The organism is Aureimonas fodinaquatilis (genome assembly GCF_008369445.1).
GTDB lineage: Bacteria > Pseudomonadota > Alphaproteobacteria > Rhizobiales > Rhizobiaceae > Aureimonas > Aureimonas fodinaquatilis.
Window position 1 is genome coordinate 140,180 of the sequence record NZ_VTWH01000003.1, and the last position, 15,668, is coordinate 155,847.

The 15,668-nt window shown below is 58.6% G+C and carries 13 protein-coding genes and 1 tRNA gene; 8 read left to right on the plus strand and 6 right to left on the minus strand.

Annotated features, from left to right (window positions below):
• The first annotated feature begins 13 nt into the window (after positions 1-13).
• From panB to FPY71_RS12825, 4 genes are all read left to right on the plus strand, one after another.
• Positions 14-841, plus strand: a complete 828-nt coding sequence (gene panB, locus FPY71_RS12810; RefSeq protein WP_149300706.1) for a 3-methyl-2-oxobutanoate hydroxymethyltransferase — start codon at positions 14-16, stop codon at positions 839-841.
• Positions 838-1,695 (plus strand): pantoate--beta-alanine ligase, encoded by an 858-nt coding sequence (gene panC / locus FPY71_RS12815; protein WP_149300707.1) that lies wholly within the window; start codon positions 838-840, stop codon positions 1,693-1,695. The genes panB and panC overlap by 4 nt, the downstream gene beginning before the upstream one ends.
• An 84-nt stretch (positions 1,696-1,779) precedes the next feature.
• Entirely contained in the window at positions 1,780-3,450 is a 1,671-nt protein-coding gene (locus FPY71_RS12820) for a long-chain-fatty-acid--CoA ligase (RefSeq protein WP_149300708.1), read from the plus strand.
• A 174-nt stretch (positions 3,451-3,624) separates the two neighbouring features.
• Positions 3,625-3,701: transfer RNA gene (locus FPY71_RS12825), tRNA-Met, on the plus strand.
• Here FPY71_RS12825 and FPY71_RS18600 read toward each other — a convergent pair.
• Positions 3,658-4,161 carry a recombinase family protein gene (locus FPY71_RS18600; RefSeq protein ID WP_425457894.1) on the minus strand — a complete coding sequence of 168 codons (504 nt, stop codon included), beginning with the start codon at positions 4,159-4,161 and terminating at the stop codon, positions 3,658-3,660. The two genes, FPY71_RS12825 and FPY71_RS18600, sit on opposite strands and share 44 nt — an antisense overlap.
• Before the next feature lie 637 nt (positions 4,162-4,798).
• On the opposite strand from FPY71_RS18600, the gene FPY71_RS12835 reads away from it, so the two are divergent.
• Genes FPY71_RS12835 through FPY71_RS12850 form a run of 4 tightly spaced genes read left to right on the plus strand, consistent with a single transcriptional unit; the run spans position 4,799 to position 9,819 of the window.
• Positions 4,799-5,533, plus strand: a complete 735-nt coding sequence (locus tag FPY71_RS12835) for an SDR family NAD(P)-dependent oxidoreductase (protein WP_149300709.1) — start codon at positions 4,799-4,801, stop codon at positions 5,531-5,533.
• 44 nt (positions 5,534-5,577) lie between these two features.
• Positions 5,578-6,333 carry an SDR family NAD(P)-dependent oxidoreductase gene (locus tag FPY71_RS12840; protein WP_149300710.1) on the plus strand — a complete coding sequence of 252 codons (756 nt, stop codon included), beginning with the start codon at positions 5,578-5,580 and terminating at the stop codon, positions 6,331-6,333.
• Between the two features lie 43 nt (positions 6,334-6,376).
• On the plus strand, positions 6,377-8,563 hold the full coding sequence (locus tag FPY71_RS12845; protein WP_149300711.1) for an alpha-ketoacid dehydrogenase subunit alpha/beta: 2,187 nt from the start codon (positions 6,377-6,379) through the stop codon (positions 8,561-8,563).
• 17 nt (positions 8,564-8,580) lie between these two features.
• On the plus strand, positions 8,581-9,819 hold the full coding sequence (locus FPY71_RS12850) for a dihydrolipoamide acetyltransferase family protein (RefSeq protein ID WP_149300712.1): 1,239 nt from the start codon (positions 8,581-8,583) through the stop codon (positions 9,817-9,819).
• Positions 9,820-9,864: 45 nt separating this feature from the next.
• Here FPY71_RS12850 and FPY71_RS12855 read toward each other — a convergent pair whose 3' ends face one another.
• Genes FPY71_RS12855 through FPY71_RS12875 form a run of 5 tightly spaced genes read right to left on the minus strand, consistent with a single transcriptional unit; the run spans position 9,865 to position 15,663 of the window.
• Positions 9,865-11,484, minus strand: a complete 1,620-nt coding sequence (locus FPY71_RS12855) for a GMC family oxidoreductase (RefSeq protein ID WP_149300713.1) — start codon at positions 11,482-11,484, stop codon at positions 9,865-9,867.
• Between the two features lie 46 nt (positions 11,485-11,530).
• A complete protein-coding gene (locus FPY71_RS12860; protein WP_149300714.1) occupies positions 11,531-12,331 on the minus strand; it encodes a shikimate dehydrogenase family protein in 801 nt (266 codons plus the stop codon).
• A 7-nt stretch (positions 12,332-12,338) separates the two neighbouring features.
• On the minus strand, positions 12,339-13,136 hold the full coding sequence (fabG, locus tag FPY71_RS12865) for a 3-oxoacyl-ACP reductase FabG (protein ID WP_149300715.1): 798 nt from the start codon (positions 13,134-13,136) through the stop codon (positions 12,339-12,341).
• A 3-nt stretch (positions 13,137-13,139) separates the two neighbouring features.
• A complete protein-coding gene (locus FPY71_RS12870) occupies positions 13,140-13,844 on the minus strand; it encodes an ABC transporter ATP-binding protein (protein WP_149300716.1) in 705 nt (234 codons plus the stop codon).
• On the minus strand, positions 13,831-15,663 hold the full coding sequence (locus FPY71_RS12875) for a branched-chain amino acid ABC transporter ATP-binding protein/permease (protein WP_246160524.1): 1,833 nt from the start codon (positions 15,661-15,663) through the stop codon (positions 13,831-13,833). Before FPY71_RS12875 ends, FPY71_RS12870 begins: the two co-directional genes overlap by 14 nt.
• Positions 15,664-15,668 lie beyond the last annotated feature (5 nt).

A 15,668-nucleotide genomic window follows, 5' to 3' on the forward strand; every position in this document is an offset into this window, starting at 1 on the left:
GGGAGGACATGAGTTGAGTGTCAGCGCAACGGTAAAAGCTCTAACGCCGCCAGACCTGGTTGCGCGCAAGGGCAAGGAAAAAATCGCCTGTCTCACGGCATATACAACGCCGATGGCCAGACTGGTGGACCGCCACTGTGATCTTATTCTGGTGGGGGACAGCGTTGGCATGGTCGTGCATGGGCTGCCGAACACACTGGGCGTTACCATGGATATGATGATGATGCACGGCAAGGCCGTCATGCGCGGGGCCGAGCGAACACTGGTGGTCGTCGATATGCCATTTGGCAGCTATGAAGCCGCGCCTGTGACTGCCTTTGAAAATGCGGCGCGGCTGATGGCGGAAACCGGCTGTGGCGCGGTCAAGCTTGAAGGCGGCGTGGAAATGGCCGGCACGGTGGAATTTCTGGCCTCTCGCGGCATACCTGTGATGGCGCATATCGGCCTGGTGCCGCAGCGTGTGCAAAGCTTTGGTGGTTATAAAGTGCAGGGGCGCGGTGCCGGCCGGGAAAAGATTGCCGCAGACGCCCGTGCCGTGGCAGATGCCGGCGCGTTTGCCGTTGTGCTGGAAAAGGTGATTGAGCCGCTGGCGCGCGACATCACAGCAGAAATTTCAGTGCCAACCATTGGCATCGGGGCGTCCCCGGCCTGCGATGGCCAGATATTGGTCATCGATGACATTCTCGGCGTGTTCACCGATTTTCAGCCAAAATTTGTTCGCCGCTATGCGCAGCTTGGCAATGACGCCGAAGCGGCAATTTCGGCCTATGCCGCTGATGTGCGGGAAGGGCGTTTTCCGGCCGCAGAACATTGCTTTGTCGAAAGTCGCAACAAGACATGAGCAATCTGGTTGTCCTGCGCAGGCGCGATGCGCTTCGTGAAAAGGTTCGAGAGTGGAAGCAACAGGGATTTTCCGTTGGGCTGGTGCCAACCATGGGCGCATTGCATGAAGGGCATCTCAGCCTGGTTGCAAAAGCATTGCAGGAAACTGACCGGGTGGTGGCAACGCTGTTCATCAACCCGAAGCAATTCAACAGTGCAGCGGATCTTGCCGCTTATCCTCGCACGGAGGATGACGATGCTGCGATGCTGAAGGCGGCAGGTGCGCACTGCCTTTACGTGCCTGATGGCGATCAAATCTATCCGCCCGGCTTTGCAACCAATATATCTGTCAGCGGAGTATCAGAAGGCCTGTGCGGGGCTTTTCGCCCCGGCCACTTTGATGGTGTGGCAACCATTGTAGCAAAGCTTTTCCTGCAAAGCGAAGCCGACAAAGCTTTTTTCGGTGAGAAGGATTTTCAGCAGCTTCAGGTTGTGCGGCGCATGGCTCAGGACCTTGATATTGCGGTGCAGATTTTTGGCTGTCCTACGGTGCGTGAAGCAGACGGGCTGGCAATGTCCTCACGCAATCGCCGGCTGTCTGCAAAGGAGCGTGCAATGGCAGCGGTGCTGCCGGAAACTCTGTTTGCAGCTTCCAATGCCATTGAGGCGGGGGAAAGCATTCCAGCCGTTCTGCACGCGGCGCGCGACAAAATCCTCGCTGGCGGTTTTAAGAGTGTGGAATATCTGGAGCTGCGTGATGCAGCAACCTTGACCCCGATAACCGATGAACTGGTACGCCCGGCGCGGCTACTTGTTGCGGGCTTTCTGGGTGCGGTGCGGCTGATTGACAATGTGCAAGTCACGCCGAACTGACATGACGCTTACGTAAGTGGCCTTCCGTTATGGCGGACCATTGGTTATTCATAACAACAGGGCAACTGGGAGGTACCGACAGCTATGAGTAAACCATGGGTTCAGCACTATCCTGAAGGCGTCCCTGCCGAATTACCGGAAATTCCATACACGTCGCTGATTGAGCTGTTCGAGGAATCCTTTCGCCGCTATGCGGATCGTCCTGCGTTCAAGTTCATGGGCATGAAGCTGAGCTATTCCGAACTGGATAAGGCATCACGCCAATTTGCCGCATATTTGCAGGCTTCGGGTCTGAAGCCGGGGGACAGGGTGGCTTTGATGATGCCCAATGTCCCGCAATATCCGGTGGCAGTGGCGGGTGTGCTTCGGGCGGGCATGGTGGTGGTGAACACCAATCCGCTTTACACGCCGCGCGAGCTGACCCACCAGCTTAAGGATTCCGGGGCAAAAGCGATTGTCATCCTCGAGAATATGGCAAAAACGCTGGAGAAATGCCGCAAGGATGTTCCGGTCGAAAAAATCATTGTTGCATCAGTCGGCGATATGCTGCCCACGATCAAGGGCGCTATCGTCAACTTCGTGCTGCGCAACATAAAGAAAATGGTGCCCGCCTATTCCCTGCCGGATTCAGAGCGGTGGAATGCGGTGATGAGATCGGCATCTTCCAAATCATTTCAACCAGTTAAGGTTAGTTTTGACGATATTGCTGCACTGCAATATACAGGTGGCACAACGGGTGTTTCCAAGGGTTGTATTCTGACTCACCGCAACATTGTTTCCAATGTTCTGCAGTCGGAACTTTGGCACGAGCCAGCAGTGAAGGATCTTCCGGAAAGCGTTCAGGCCAACACGATCTGCGCCTTGCCGCTTTATCACATCTTCGGCTTCACGGTGAACATGATGCTGTCGATGCGGCAGGGCGGGTGCAACATCCTGATCATCAATCCGCGGGACATACCGGCGGTGATCAAGGACTTGAAAGCACAGCCCTTCCACCTGTTTCCAGCGGTTAACACGTTGTTTGGCGCCATAGCGCGGCACCCGGATGCCAAAACGGTGGACTGGTCTTCGCTGCGAATTTCGGTTGGTGGCGGCATGGCGGTGCAGGCAGCCACGGCAAAACTATGGCTGGATGTTACGGGCTGCCCGATCTGCCAGGGTTACGGGTTGTCGGAAACATCGCCGGTGGCGTGCTGCAACCCGGTAACAACGCGCGAATATACCGGAACGATTGGCTATCCGCTGCCGTCGACAGATTGTGTCATTCTGGATGATGATGGCAACCATCTGCCAATTGGTGAGCGCGGCGAACTGGGCATCAAGGGGCCGCAGGTAACGGCGGGCTATTGGAACCGGCCGGAAGACACGGCGAAGTCTTTCACTGCGGATGGTTACTTCCGCACGGGCGACATTGCGGTGATGGATGAAGCGGGTGCAGCAACGATTGTGGATCGCAAGAAGGACATGATCAATGTGTCCGGGTTCAATGTTTACCCCAATGAGATTGAGGAGATCGTCACACGCATGCCGGGCGTTGTTGAAGCGGCGGCAATTGGCATTCCTGATGACAATTCGGGCGAGGCGGTGAAGCTGTTTGTGGTGGCAAACGATTCGTCGGTAACGGCCGAGAGCGTGAAGGCGTTTTGCCGGGAAAATCTGACGGGTTACAAGCGACCCAAGGAGATTGAATTCCGGGACGAGCTACCGAAGACGAATGTCGGCAAGGTGCTGCGGCGGGAGTTGCGGCCGAGCTAGGCACTTGCACTGACAGGGTTTTAGTGGCTTGATGGGGTATGGACAGTGATGCGCCGCAGATTGTATTTGCGGCGTCGGGAATGTTTTTTTCCAAGGAATGCCGATTAGGGCTTTCCATTCACAAAACTGTCGCCTATATCCAACTCATCGCAGCGCCAGTCGCTGCTTTGGTGACGCGGGGTGGAGCAGCCCGGTAGCTCGTCAGGCTCATAACCTGAAGGTCGCAGGTTCAAATCCTGCCCCCGCAACCACTGATAACGACAAACCCGTAGCATCCGCTGTGGGTTTTTTTTGGTGTTTGCAAACGGCCTCGGTGACGTTGGCAGACTTCTCGGCGATCTCGGCCTGTCGGACACGGACCGAATGCCATAGTTCGTCATCGACAATGCGCAGCTCTGGCACATCTTTGATGATCCATTCCGATTCCGGGTTCAGGCGTGAGATGCGCTTTCCGGTGGATGGATCTTTGATGTGGCGCAGCCGGTTCCAGATCAGCCGCCCGATGTAGAGTTCATTGTTAACCAGCCCTGTAGCGCGCTTCACATGGCTCCGAATGGTGGTGTCGCTCCAGAGTTTGCCAGCCGGACCGGGGACGCCTTCTTCGTTCAATGTGCGCGCGATGGCACGCGGGCCGACGCCGGCAGCGAACTCGCGGAAGGTGCGCCGGACGACATTTGCCTCGGTTTCGTTGATCTCGCGATCACCACGAATGGGATCACCGCCCCTAGAGCCAGAGTGCGCCCTGGATATCGCAACGCGCAGAGCTGTAAAGGGAACCCCAAACACTATCGCACAGAATCCGGCTGAAAGAGTGCCAATCAGGCGCTGGCTACCGCTCGCGATGGTGCAGAGATTGTTATGGTGTGCGCTAGCAAAACTGACAGTCTTGCCGAAGTCGGCTTGCAGAACCTGATAGGCGCAGCAGATAACAGTCGTGTTGCCGAGTTGCGGAACCGACCGGAAACGCTTCTGTCCATATCGACGCAATTGGCCAATATGTGATTGTGGTCGCTGCCGGTGCCGATCTGGCCACGACGTCCGTAGCGCCAGTTGCGGACTATTTTGTTTTTACAGTTCCGATGGCGTTCTGCGTTGGTAATTCTGCACTGGCGCGGTGCACAACGCCTGTAGGAGAAGCAAAACAAACTCATCATCAATCCGAATAATGTGTCTGAGCCTGCCCATCTAGCAACATCGATTGTTGACTGTTATAACAAATAACATTACTTACACTGAGAAGCAGATCGTGGAGCTCTGCGGATATGCTCGGACTTTGGGAGGAGTGAGCGCATGCCAGAAAACTGTTGCGAGGCGGCGCGTCTCAGCCCAGCAGAATGGATGCGTTGCTGTGACTTTTGATTTCCAGAACAAAACTCTGCTGTTGACCGGGGCCAATGGCGGTATTGGCCGAGAAGTCGCACGGGTTTTCTGCGCAGGCGGTGCCAATCTTGTGCTGGCCGATCGCGATGCCGAGGCCTTGCGTGAATTTGCCGACACCTTAGATACTTCCGCCGTGCTGGTGCAGAAGCTGGATGCAGCAGATCCTGCATCGGTAGCCAGCCTTGTTGATGCTGCCGTTGCCAGATTCGGCCAGACTGACCATGTCGTGCCAAGCGCGGGCATCTACCTTGCTGAGCCCTTTGCCGAGATGACCGATGAGCAGTGGCGACGCACGCTTTCGATCAATCTGGATGGTGTGTTCTATCTGCTCAGCCGGTTGCAGCCGCATCTGGCATCTGGCTCATCCATAACCAATCTGACCTCGCTGGCGGCGCATCGCGGCGCGACATCCAATGCACATTACTCGGCGTCGAAAGGGGCATTAACCTCACTGACCCGCAGCCTTGCCAGAGAATTGGGGCCAAAGACCCGGGTTAACGCGGTTGCGCCGGGTATTATTGAGACGCCCATGATCCAGGATTTTCTGAAGACAAGGGCTGAAAGCACGTTGGCGCAGACCCCCTTGGGGCGGTTGGGGAAACCCGAAGAGGTGGCGAGTGTCGTCGCCTTTCTTGCCTCAGATGCAGCCTCTTTCATCACGGGCGAAACCATCCATGTGAATGGCGGCCTTTACATGCTGTGACGGCCGGGTCCGGCCTTTTTTGATGAAGAAAGAAGGATGACGCCATGGCAGGTTTGTTGCAGGGGCGGCTGGCATTGATCACAGGGGCCGGGCGGGGGCTTGGTTCAGCGATTGCGCAGGGCATGGCTGAGGCCGGTGCAAGGGTGATCCTTGCCGATTTGAATGGCGCTGACGTTGAAACTCAGGCCGAAACGCTTCGCAAAGCCGGGCTTGACGCGCGCGGCGTCGCGCTGGACGTGACAGACCGTGCGGCACTGGCGGAGCATGCCGCGCGCCTCATGGCAGATGAAGGTGGGCTGGATGTGCTGGTCAACAATGCCGGTGTTGCGGGGCGCGCAAGCTTTGATGATCCTGCCGTGGCCGAGGTCTGGGACCGTGTGATTGCCGTCAATCTGGAAGGGACGTTCAACGCTTCGCAGGCGCTGACACCTGCGCTGATCGCACGCAAGGGAAATGTGGTGCATCTCTCCTCCGTTGCCGGTTTTGTCGCGGGGGGGTCGACTGCCGGCTATGTTGTTTCGAAAGGCGCAGTGCGCTCGCTGACGCAGGTTATGGCGCGCGATCTGGCGCAGCATGGGGTGCGCGTCAATGCAGTAGCGCCCGGTATCATGATGAGCCAGATGGCGGTCGCCCAACTGAACCGCCCGGGCGGTGCGGACTGGTTTCTGAACCGCGTGCCGATGAAACGCATTGGTGAAACCCGCGAAATCGTCGATCCGGTCATCTTCCTAGCTTCCGACATGGCCAGTTTCATCACCGGCACCGTGCTGCCTGTCGATGGCGGCTTCCTCGCCGCCTGACTTACGGTCAACCCATTCCCGTTTACGTTCGCAGAGAGCCGATATGCCCGTTTTTCATGATCTGACCCCGAAAGCCCCTTGGCTCGAGATCGTCGCAACCGACGAAGACCGCGCAGCGCTTGATCCGAAAACCGGCTTGACCATGTTGGCCCAGATGCATTTGATCCGCGCCTTTGAAGAAAAGGTGCTGGATCTTGCCGGGCAGAACCTTGTGCACGGACCGGCTCATTCTGCAATTGGTCAGGAAGGCGGCGCGGTCGGCTCAGCTTTGGCGATGCGGCCCTCAGATCAGGTCAATGGCTCACACCGGGCGCATCACCAGTTTCTCGCCAAAGCGCTCAGCTATGTGGCGCAGCAGGGCATCGATCCGAAATTGCCCTTTGGTGAAGGCGTGCGGGAGCTTGCGACAAAGACGCTCGCCGAGATCATGGGCCTGGCGCAGGGTTATTGCAAAGGCCGGGGCGGCTCTATGCATCTTCGCTGGGCGGAGAGCGGCAATCTTGGAACCAATGCGATTGTTGGCGGCGGCGTACCGATGGCTGCGGGCGCAGCCTTTGCGCAAAAAAACGCGGGAAACGGCGACGTTGTCTATACTTATTTCGGCGACGGAGCGGTGAATATCGGCTCGGTGCTGGAGACCATGAATCTGGCAGCCGCCTGGAAGCTGCCGATCTGCTTCTTTATCGAAAACAACCGTTATGCGGTTTCGACCAATGTTGAGGAAGTCACCGCCGAAACAAGGCTTTCGGCGCGAGGTCTGGCCTTTGGTATACCGTCATTCAAAGTTGATGGGATGGACACGCTTTCGGTCTGGCTCGCTTCAAAAGAGGCCAACCGGATCATGCGCGCCGGTGAGGGCCCGACAATTATCGAGGCCGATCTTTACCGCTTTTTCCACCAGAACGGTCCGCTGCCCGGCTCAGCTTTTGGCTATCGCAGCAAAGAGGAGGAGGCCGAATGGCGCCAGCGCGACCCGCTGACGGCCATGGCGCGCGATTTGCAGGAACGGCAGATCATTGGCGAGGATGCGGTCACGGCTCTGCGCGAAAACTGCGTAAAGCTGATGGACGAGATTACCGACACCCTGGTTGAGACCTTCGATGGCAAAAGACGCATCATCCCGGCGCTTTGGCCGAAGGAAAGCTTCCGCGATTACGGCTTGCGCGGTGATCTGAGCGAAATGGCGGATGCGCGCTATGATGAAGAGGCGACTTTTGCTGGCGAAACGGTGCAAAACGCCAAATTCATCGACGTCGTTGCAGATGTCATGACGCGCCGCATGGAAGAAGACGCGCGGATCGTTGTCATGGGCGAAGATGTCCACCGGCTGAAAGGTGGCACCAACGGGGCAACGCGTGGCCTTACGGCGCGCTTTCCGGATCGCTGCCTTGGCACGCCGATTTCCGAAAATGCCTTTACCGGCGTTGCGGCGGGCATTGCGGCGGATGGCCGGGGACGTCCGGTGATCGAATTCATGTATCCCGATTTCATGTGGGTCGCTGCAGATCAGGTTTTCAACCAGATTGGCAAGGCGCGCCACATGTTCGGCGGCGATAGTTCCATGCCGCTTGTCCTGCGCACCAAGGTTGCGATGGGAACGGGCTACGGCTCACAGCATTCGATGGACCCAGCGGGGATTTTTGCGACCGCGCCGGGCTGGCGCATCATCGCACCGTCGACGCCGTTTGATTATGTCGGGTTGATGAATTCGGCCCTGCGCTGTGATGACCCGGTTCTGGTGATCGAACATGTCGATCTTTACAATTCCAAAGGCACTGCGCCTGCGACGGATCTGGATTATTGCATTCCGCTGGGCAAGGCCCGCAAGGTGCGGGAAGGCGGGCGACTGACAATCCTGACCTATCTGGCGATGGTGGAGAAAACCCGCCTCGTCGTCGAGGAACTGGGTGTGGATGCTGAAATCATCGATCTGCGATCGCTGGATCGGGCCGGTCTCGACTGGGAGATGATCGAGGCTTCGGTGCACAAGACCAACAATGTGCTGATCGTCGAACAAGGTGCAGTCGGTACTTCATATGGCGGTTTTCTGGCCGATGAATTGCAGCGCCGCGTTTTTGATTGGCTGGACCAGCCCATTGCCCGAGTGCATGGCGGAGAGGCTTCGCCCTCGATATCTAAAGTTCTGGAAACCGCTGCCTGCGCCCGCCCGCAGGATATTGCAGAGGGCATCCGCGCTGTGATGGCCGGTCAGGGTCTGCCGCTGGCATAACAATCGGGAACGCAAGAATGGCAATTGAAATCACGCTTCCGTCGCTTTCCGCCGGGATGGAAGACGCGGTCATCGCGAAATGGCTGGTTGCGGTCGGCGACCGGGTTACGAAAGGCCAATTGCTGGCTGAGGTGGAGACCGATAAAGCCACCATGGAAATGGAGGCCGAGGCGGACGGGATCGTCGGGCAGCTTGCAGTTACCGACGGCCAGCGCGCGGAAGTGGGGCAACTTATCGCTGTTCTGCTGGCGGACGGTGAGTGCGTTTCGGCAGTGGCTGAGTCCGCGCCTGAGGCCGCACCCAATAAACTCGTACCAGTTCCAAAACCAGCCGCCGCCGTGCCGGTGGTGGCGGGTGAGCGCAAGCATTCGGCATCACCGTTGGCGCGCAGGCTGGCGGCTGATGCTGGGCTGAATCTGACTGGCGTGACCGGTAGCGGCCCGCGGGGTCGTATCGTGAAAATAGATGTTCAGCGTTTGCGCGATGAGGCCTCTGTTGCATCTGCTCCGCCGCGGGCTGCCGCCGCTGCTCCGGTAGCAGCATCCGCCGGAAACATTCCAGCCGGGATCGGGCCATATGAGGCGAAGCCTTTGTCAAACATGCGCCGCCACATTGCCCGGCGTCTGCTTGAGGCCAAGACCACAATCCCGCATTTCTACCTCTCGGTGGATTGCGAAATCGACGAATTGCTGGCGCTGCGCAGCAAGATCAATACGGGCCGTGACAAGGCCGATCGAATTTCAGTCAATGACATGGTGATCAAAGCAGCCGCCTTTGCGCTTCGCAAAGTGCCAGAGGCGAATGTGATCTGGAACGGCGACGAAATTCTGCAACTGACCGATGTCGACATCTCGGTTGCTGTCGCCACCGAAGGCGGGCTGATCACGCCCATTCTGCGCGGCGCTGACCGGATGAGTCTTGGCACCCTCTCAGCCGAAATGAAATCGCTGGCTGAGCGCGCCCGGGCAAATCGTTTGCGCCCGGACGAGTTTCAGGGCGGTGGCTTTTCTGTGTCCAATCTCGGCATGTTTGGAGTCAAGACCTTCTCGGCGATCATCAACCCGCCGCAAAGCTGCATTCTGGCAGTTGGCGCAAGTGAGCGCCGCCCGGTCGGGCGCGGCGATCAGATTGTGCTGGCGGATGTGATGAGTGTGACGCTTTCGGTCGATCACCGTTCAGTCGATGGCGCTGTGGGCGCAAAACTGCTTGCTGCGTTCAAAGAAGGGATCGACGATCCGATGAGCCTTCTGCTCTGAACCTTTGGCCTTCTATCTTCGATAAGCCATTGAGAGGCCGCTGGATCAGCGGCCCTCATTCAGAATGATATCGGCACCTTTGGCAGCAAGCATCATCACTGCCGCCTGCGTATTGCCCGAGACCATTTCCGGCATGATCGAGGCGTCGATCACCCGCAGGCCTGCAATGCCATGCACACGCAGTTTCGGGTCAACCACGGCCATTGAATCCTGGCCCATGCGGCAGGTGCCGATGGCATGATAGATCGTCTGGCCATTGGCGCGCGCGAAGGACAGCCAGTCTTCGTCGCTGACACATTCGGCGCCGGGGCTGAGTTCGGCCACACGCCAGGCATCCATCGGGCTTTGTCCGATGATCTCACGCGCCAGTTTCATGCCATCAACCATCGCGCGGCGGTCTTCCTCGTGATCAAGAAAATTCGGGACGATTTCCGGCTGTATGGTCAGATCAGGAGAAACTGCGTGAATAGAGCCGCGCGATTGCGGACGCAACTGCGTGACGCCAAGCGTCATGCCGGGAAACTTGTGCAGCTTGCGTTCGGCTGCGTTGGCATAGCTTGCATGCATGAAGAAATACTGCACATCGGGCCGGTCGAGCCCTGCGCGTGAGCGCAGGAAGCCATGCGTCAATCCGGTGCCATAGGTCAGCACGCCGCGCCGCTGCAGCCCGTATTTCATCACCTCGAGAAACAGGCGGGGGAAGCGGGTACTTTCATTCAGCGTCACCGGTTGCGAGACGCGCCAGTTCATCCGGGTACAGAAATGGTCGATGTAATTCTCGCCCACGCCGGGCAGGGCATGGCGTGTTTCGATGCCAAGCGCGGCAAGTCGCGCTGGATCGCCGATCCCGGCAAGTTCCAGAAGCTGCGGTGTTTGAACAGCGCCTGCGGCAAGAACAACCTCCCGCGCATGAACCCGCGTGGCGGGTGCGCCGCTTTGACTAAGGGTGATACCTTTCGCAGCAAGCCCTTCAAGCACAAGGCCGGTGACGCGGGCATCGGTCAGCACCGTCAGGTTGGGTCTCTTACGGGCCGGTTCAAGCCAGCTGCGATCAGCCGAATAGCGCTCACCGTTTCGTTGATTAACCTGATACCAGCCAACGCCTTCCTGAGAGGCGGCGTTGTAGTCAGGGTTGAAGCGCTGGCCTTGAGCAATGGCGGCATCTATCCATGCCTGGCCAATCGCATTCTGCTCGATCACCTCGTTAACCGGCAGCGGGCCATTATACCCGCGCATAGGGTCGTTACCGGCCTTGCCCCAGCTTTCAATCGCGCGGAACCAGGGCAGGACATCATCCCATCCCCAGCCAGTCGCGCCGCTGCTGGCCCACTGGTCATAATCCTGCGGCTGGCCGCGCACATAGATCATGCCGTTGATCAGGGTTGAGCCGCCCAGTCCCTTGCCACGCGGAATGGCAATGCGGCGAAAATCGGTTGCCTGTTCTTCCTTGCTCCAGAAGCCCCAATTGTAGCGCCTGTTGACCAGAAGTTTGTAGAAGCCTGCCGGAATGCGGATCCATGGCGAGCGAGCTTCGCCCCCGGCTTCGCACAGAAGCACTTTATCTCTGCCAGAGCGCGACAGGGCCTCGGCCAGAATGCAACCGGCGGTGCCGCCGCCGACGATGATGTAATCAAACCGCGCATCGGGCGGCAGGTGCTGAGCCATTGTGCTGTAAACTCCGTGAACCCGGGGCTGGGGTTCGGTGCAGCGGTCACGCCTTGGCGGGCGTAACCCCCATATGTTCTGCCATCAGGCGGATCTGCTGGCGCAGCATCGGGCGCCCGAAATGGATAAGGGCACCTTTTTCGCGGGCTGTGGCCAGAATCGGCGTTACCTCTGGCTCCATAATCGCTTCAGCCACGATCTGGCCGGAATGGAAGGCAGTGTCTTCCAGCGGCAGCGGATCACCATCCCGCAGCCCCAGCGAGGTGGCATTGACAACGAGGTCCTGGCTCGCCGTTTCCGGCGCACCAGCAGAAGCTTTGACATTCGGATAATGCTCCGCCACACGTCGGGCGAGGTCTTCTGCCTTTCCTGCGGATCGGTTCACGATGCGCAGGCTGTTTACGCCGGCCTCTGCCAAGGCAAAGGCGATGGCTGACGCCGCGCCGCCCGCGCCCAGAAGGCAGCTTTTCATGCCTCTCACATCGATAGCACTGGCTTCGAGACCGCGAACAAATCCCTTGCCGTCCAGCATCGCGCCCACAAGACTGCCATCAGGATCGCGGCGTATCGTATTGACCGCGCCGATTGCGGCCGCATCACCCACAACGCTGTCGCAGAGCTCCAGGATCGCGGTCTTGTGCGGAACTGTGACGATCAGGCCACCGAAATTTTCGATCCGGCGCAGTGTGTCGATAAAGGTCGCCAGGTTTTCGGGCTGCACATGAAACGGAACCAGCACCCCGTCATAGCCCAGCGATGCGAAATGATTGTTCATCTCTTCGGGGGTTTTGACATGGGCGATGGGGTGGGCGACGATGCCGTAAAGCTTTGTATGTCCTGTAATCATCGGATCCTCAGGTCAGGAGAAAACCGCCGGCGACATCGACGGTCTGGCCGGTGACGAAACTGGATTCGGTCGAGGTCAGCCAGACCACCACATCGGCAACTTCGGCGGGCTCGCCAAGGCGTGCCATCGGTGTCAGCCGCACCTGTTCGGCATTCACCTCCGGCGCGACACCAGCAACCATCGGAGTGGCGATGCGGCCCGGCGCAACCGCATTCACGCGGATCGCATAGGGGCCGAGTTCTGCCGCCAGATGCTTGGTAAATCCGATGATCGAAGATTTTGTCGCGGCGTAATGGCAGGCAACAATCGGCGTGTAGGTTTTTCCGGCCACCGAGGATGTGTTGACGATCCAGCCGCGTTTTGCTTGCACCATGGCAGGGGTGAGCGCGCGGATTGCGTTGAAGCTGCCGGTGAGGTTTACATCAACGACCCGGCGCCATTCGTCCGGGTCCATTTCCCACACCTTATGAGCTACGCCCGCATGTTTGGGCGAAATGCCGGCATTGTTGATCAGTGTGTCAAATTCCAGCCCGGTCGCCGCAATCGCCGCCTCAAGCGAGGCATAGTCTGAAACATCGCAGGCGACTGGCACTGCACGACCGGGGCCCGAGGCGTTGAGTTCTGCGCAAGTCGCGGCGACGTCGTCCAGGCTCAGGTCGCAGATGCCCACCGTTGCGGAACGCTCGACATAAGCTTTGGCGATAGCAAGGCCGATACCGCGGACGGCGCCGGTGACCAGAACGTTCCGCCCTTGATGCGATGGGCGCAAGCGGATTTCATCGGGAGTGATTTCGGTCTTTTCCATGGTTCATATCCCCAGATAGGCACGGCGGACGTGATCGTTTTTCAACAGCGCCTCGGCGGTATCGGCAAGCACGACACTGCCGTTTTCCAGTACGTAACCGCGGTCTGCGACCTTGAGCGTGGTGAAGACATTCTGTTCGACAATCAGCACTGTGGTACCGGTGGCGGCAATCTTGCGCACCACGTCAAAAACCTGACTGACCACGATGGGAGCGAGTCCCAGCGAGGGTTCATCGAACATCAGTATCTTCGGCTTCGCCATCATGCCGCGAGCGATTGCGACCATCTGCTGCTCTCCCCCGGACAGGGATGAGGCGTCTTGGTCCAGACGCTCACGCACACGGGGGAACAGTTCGAGCACCTCTTCAAGTCGCTCGGCCTGACCTTGGCGGGCGGCTTTGCGATAGGTGCCCATCAACAGGTTTTCGCGCACCGACATATCGGGAAAAAGCTGACGCCCTTCCGGGATGAGGATGATGCCGCGATCGACCACCTCATGCGCTGGGAGATTGGTAATATCCTCTCCCATGAAGGTGATCTTGCCTTTGCGCGGCCGGATCTGTCCGACAATGGTGCGTAGGGTGGTTGTCTTGCCGGCGCCATTGGCGCCGACAATGGTCACGATTTCTCCTTCACCGACGGTCAGGCTGACATTTTGCAGGATCGTGGTCGGGCCATAGCCTGCATCGACATTCTCAACCGTGATCATGGGTGAACTCCTTGCCGAGATAGGCTTCGATGACCTGAGGATTGCGGACAATCTCCTGCGGCGCGCCTTCGGCGATGACCTCGCCCGACGCCAGCACGATGACCCGGTCAGAAAGCGACATTACCGCCTGCATGACATGTTCAATGGCGATGATTGAAACGCCCGTGTCGCGGATCGCGAGCATCAGGTCGATGGCGCGGCGCACATCGGTCTGGTTGATCCCGGCCATGACCTCGTCCAGCAGCAGAATGCGTGGCTCCATTGCCATGACGCGGGCAACTTCCAGCCGTTTCAGCCCGCCGATCGTCAGACCGCGTGCCTCGTTTTGCAACAGCGGCCCAAGACCCATCCGCCAAGCGGTCTCACGCGCCGCTTCGCGGGCGTTTTTCTCATCATGATGGCGGTAGAAGGCACCGACCATGATGTTTTCCTCGACCGTCATTGCAGCAAAGGGCTGCACGATCTGGAAGGTCCGGCCAATGCCGAGCGCGGCAAAATCGGCGGCGGTCGTGGCGGATTTGAAGGTGCCATCACTGCTGCGGATTGTGACCTTGCCGGAATCGGGCTGCAAAAAGCCCGAGATCATGTTGAACACGGTGGTCTTGCCGGCGCCGTTCGGTCCGATCAGGCCAAGAACCTCTCCCTCACGCAAGGTGAAGTTGACATTCTTGGTAACATACAGCCCGCCAAAATGCTTGTTCAGCCCTTCGACGCGCAGCACGTCATCACCAATCCCGGGCCGGTCGGGCGCGGGCGCAGCGCGGACCGCTGCCGGGGCCTTGATTGTGTCGGTTTCAGTGGTGCGAACCTCATCTTCCGTTTTGTCTTTGGTGCCGAACCAGCGCTTCAAGAGCCCCATAATGCCGTTCGGCATGAAAAGCACGCAGCCGATCAGCACCAGACCGTAAACGAAACCATGCAGGCCAAGCGCCGAAGAGCCGAGCGAAGCGCGCGCCCATTCTGTCAGCGGCACCAGCAGCACTGCGCCCAGAAGCGGGCCAGCGACGGTGCCAATGCCACCGATCAGCGCAAAAAGTGCGATCTGGATTGAGAAGGCCAGACCGAACATGGCAGCGGGCTCGATGAAGGTCAGATACATGGCGTGGAATGTGCCGACCATGGCACAAAGCGCCGAAGATATTGCAATTGCAGCCAGTCGCACCTGCACGGTGCGCACACCTGCCGAACGTGCTGCCGATTCACGTTCGCGCGTGGCGACAAGGTAGAAGCCAAGGCGCGAATTGCGCACCAGCCATGCCACCAGCAGCGTTACGAGAAGCATGCCGAAGATGATGACCAGAGCGGGCCAGCGCTCGCGGAAAACCATCCACGTCCAGCCGAGTTTCAACTCGATCATCAGGCCGGTTGCCCCGCCGGTTATTCCGGTGAAATGCAGCGAGAGAACGCGGAACACTTCAAGAAAGGCAATGGTGGCAAGCGTGAAGAACGGGCCTTTCAGCCGGAAGCAGGGATACGAGATCACCATGCCGACAACGGCGGCGAGGGCTGCGCCGACGAACATGCTCAGCCAGGGCGAAATGCCCATATTGAACATGATAACGCCGACATAGCCGCCGATGCCATAAAAGATCGCATGCCCAAGCGACATCTGGCCGGCAAAGCCGCCAACGATGTTCCAGGCCGTCGAAAGCGCGGCAAAAAGGCAGATTGTGATGAAGATATGCGAGACGAACGCATTGTCGATCGCAAGCGGCACGACCAGAAGCGCAGCCAGAAGGGCAGCCAGTGAAAACTGGCTCCTGCCGAATTTAAGGCCGAATTTGCTGCCGGTCGGGGTATCGATGTCGCTGATGCTCATGAACT

Excerpts from the sequence above, each read along its gene's own strand:
- FPY71_RS12860 (WP_149300714.1), bottom strand. The coding sequence starts at position 12,331 with ATGATTACAGGACATACAAAGCTTTACGGCATCGTCGCCCACCCCATC.
- fabG (WP_149300715.1), bottom strand. The coding sequence starts at position 13,136 with ATGGAAAAGACCGAAATCACTCCCGATGAAATCCGCTTGCGCCCATCG.
- FPY71_RS12850 (WP_149300712.1), top strand. The coding sequence starts at position 8,581 with ATGGCAATTGAAATCACGCTTCCGTCGCTTTCCGCCGGGATGGAAGAC.
- FPY71_RS12855 (WP_149300713.1), bottom strand. The coding sequence starts at position 11,484 with ATGGCTCAGCACCTGCCGCCCGATGCGCGGTTTGATTACATCATCGTC.
- FPY71_RS12840 (WP_149300710.1), top strand. The coding sequence starts at position 5,578 with ATGGCAGGTTTGTTGCAGGGGCGGCTGGCATTGATCACAGGGGCCGGG.
- FPY71_RS12875 (WP_246160524.1), bottom strand. The coding sequence starts at position 15,663 with ATGAGCATCAGCGACATCGATACCCCGACCGGCAGCAAATTCGGCCTT.
- panC (WP_149300707.1), top strand. The coding sequence starts at position 838 with ATGAGCAATCTGGTTGTCCTGCGCAGGCGCGATGCGCTTCGTGAAAAG.
- FPY71_RS12820 (WP_149300708.1), top strand. The coding sequence starts at position 1,780 with ATGAGTAAACCATGGGTTCAGCACTATCCTGAAGGCGTCCCTGCCGAA.
- FPY71_RS12845 (WP_149300711.1), top strand. The coding sequence starts at position 6,377 with ATGCCCGTTTTTCATGATCTGACCCCGAAAGCCCCTTGGCTCGAGATC.
- FPY71_RS12870 (WP_149300716.1), bottom strand. The coding sequence starts at position 13,844 with ATGATCACGGTTGAGAATGTCGATGCAGGCTATGGCCCGACCACGATC.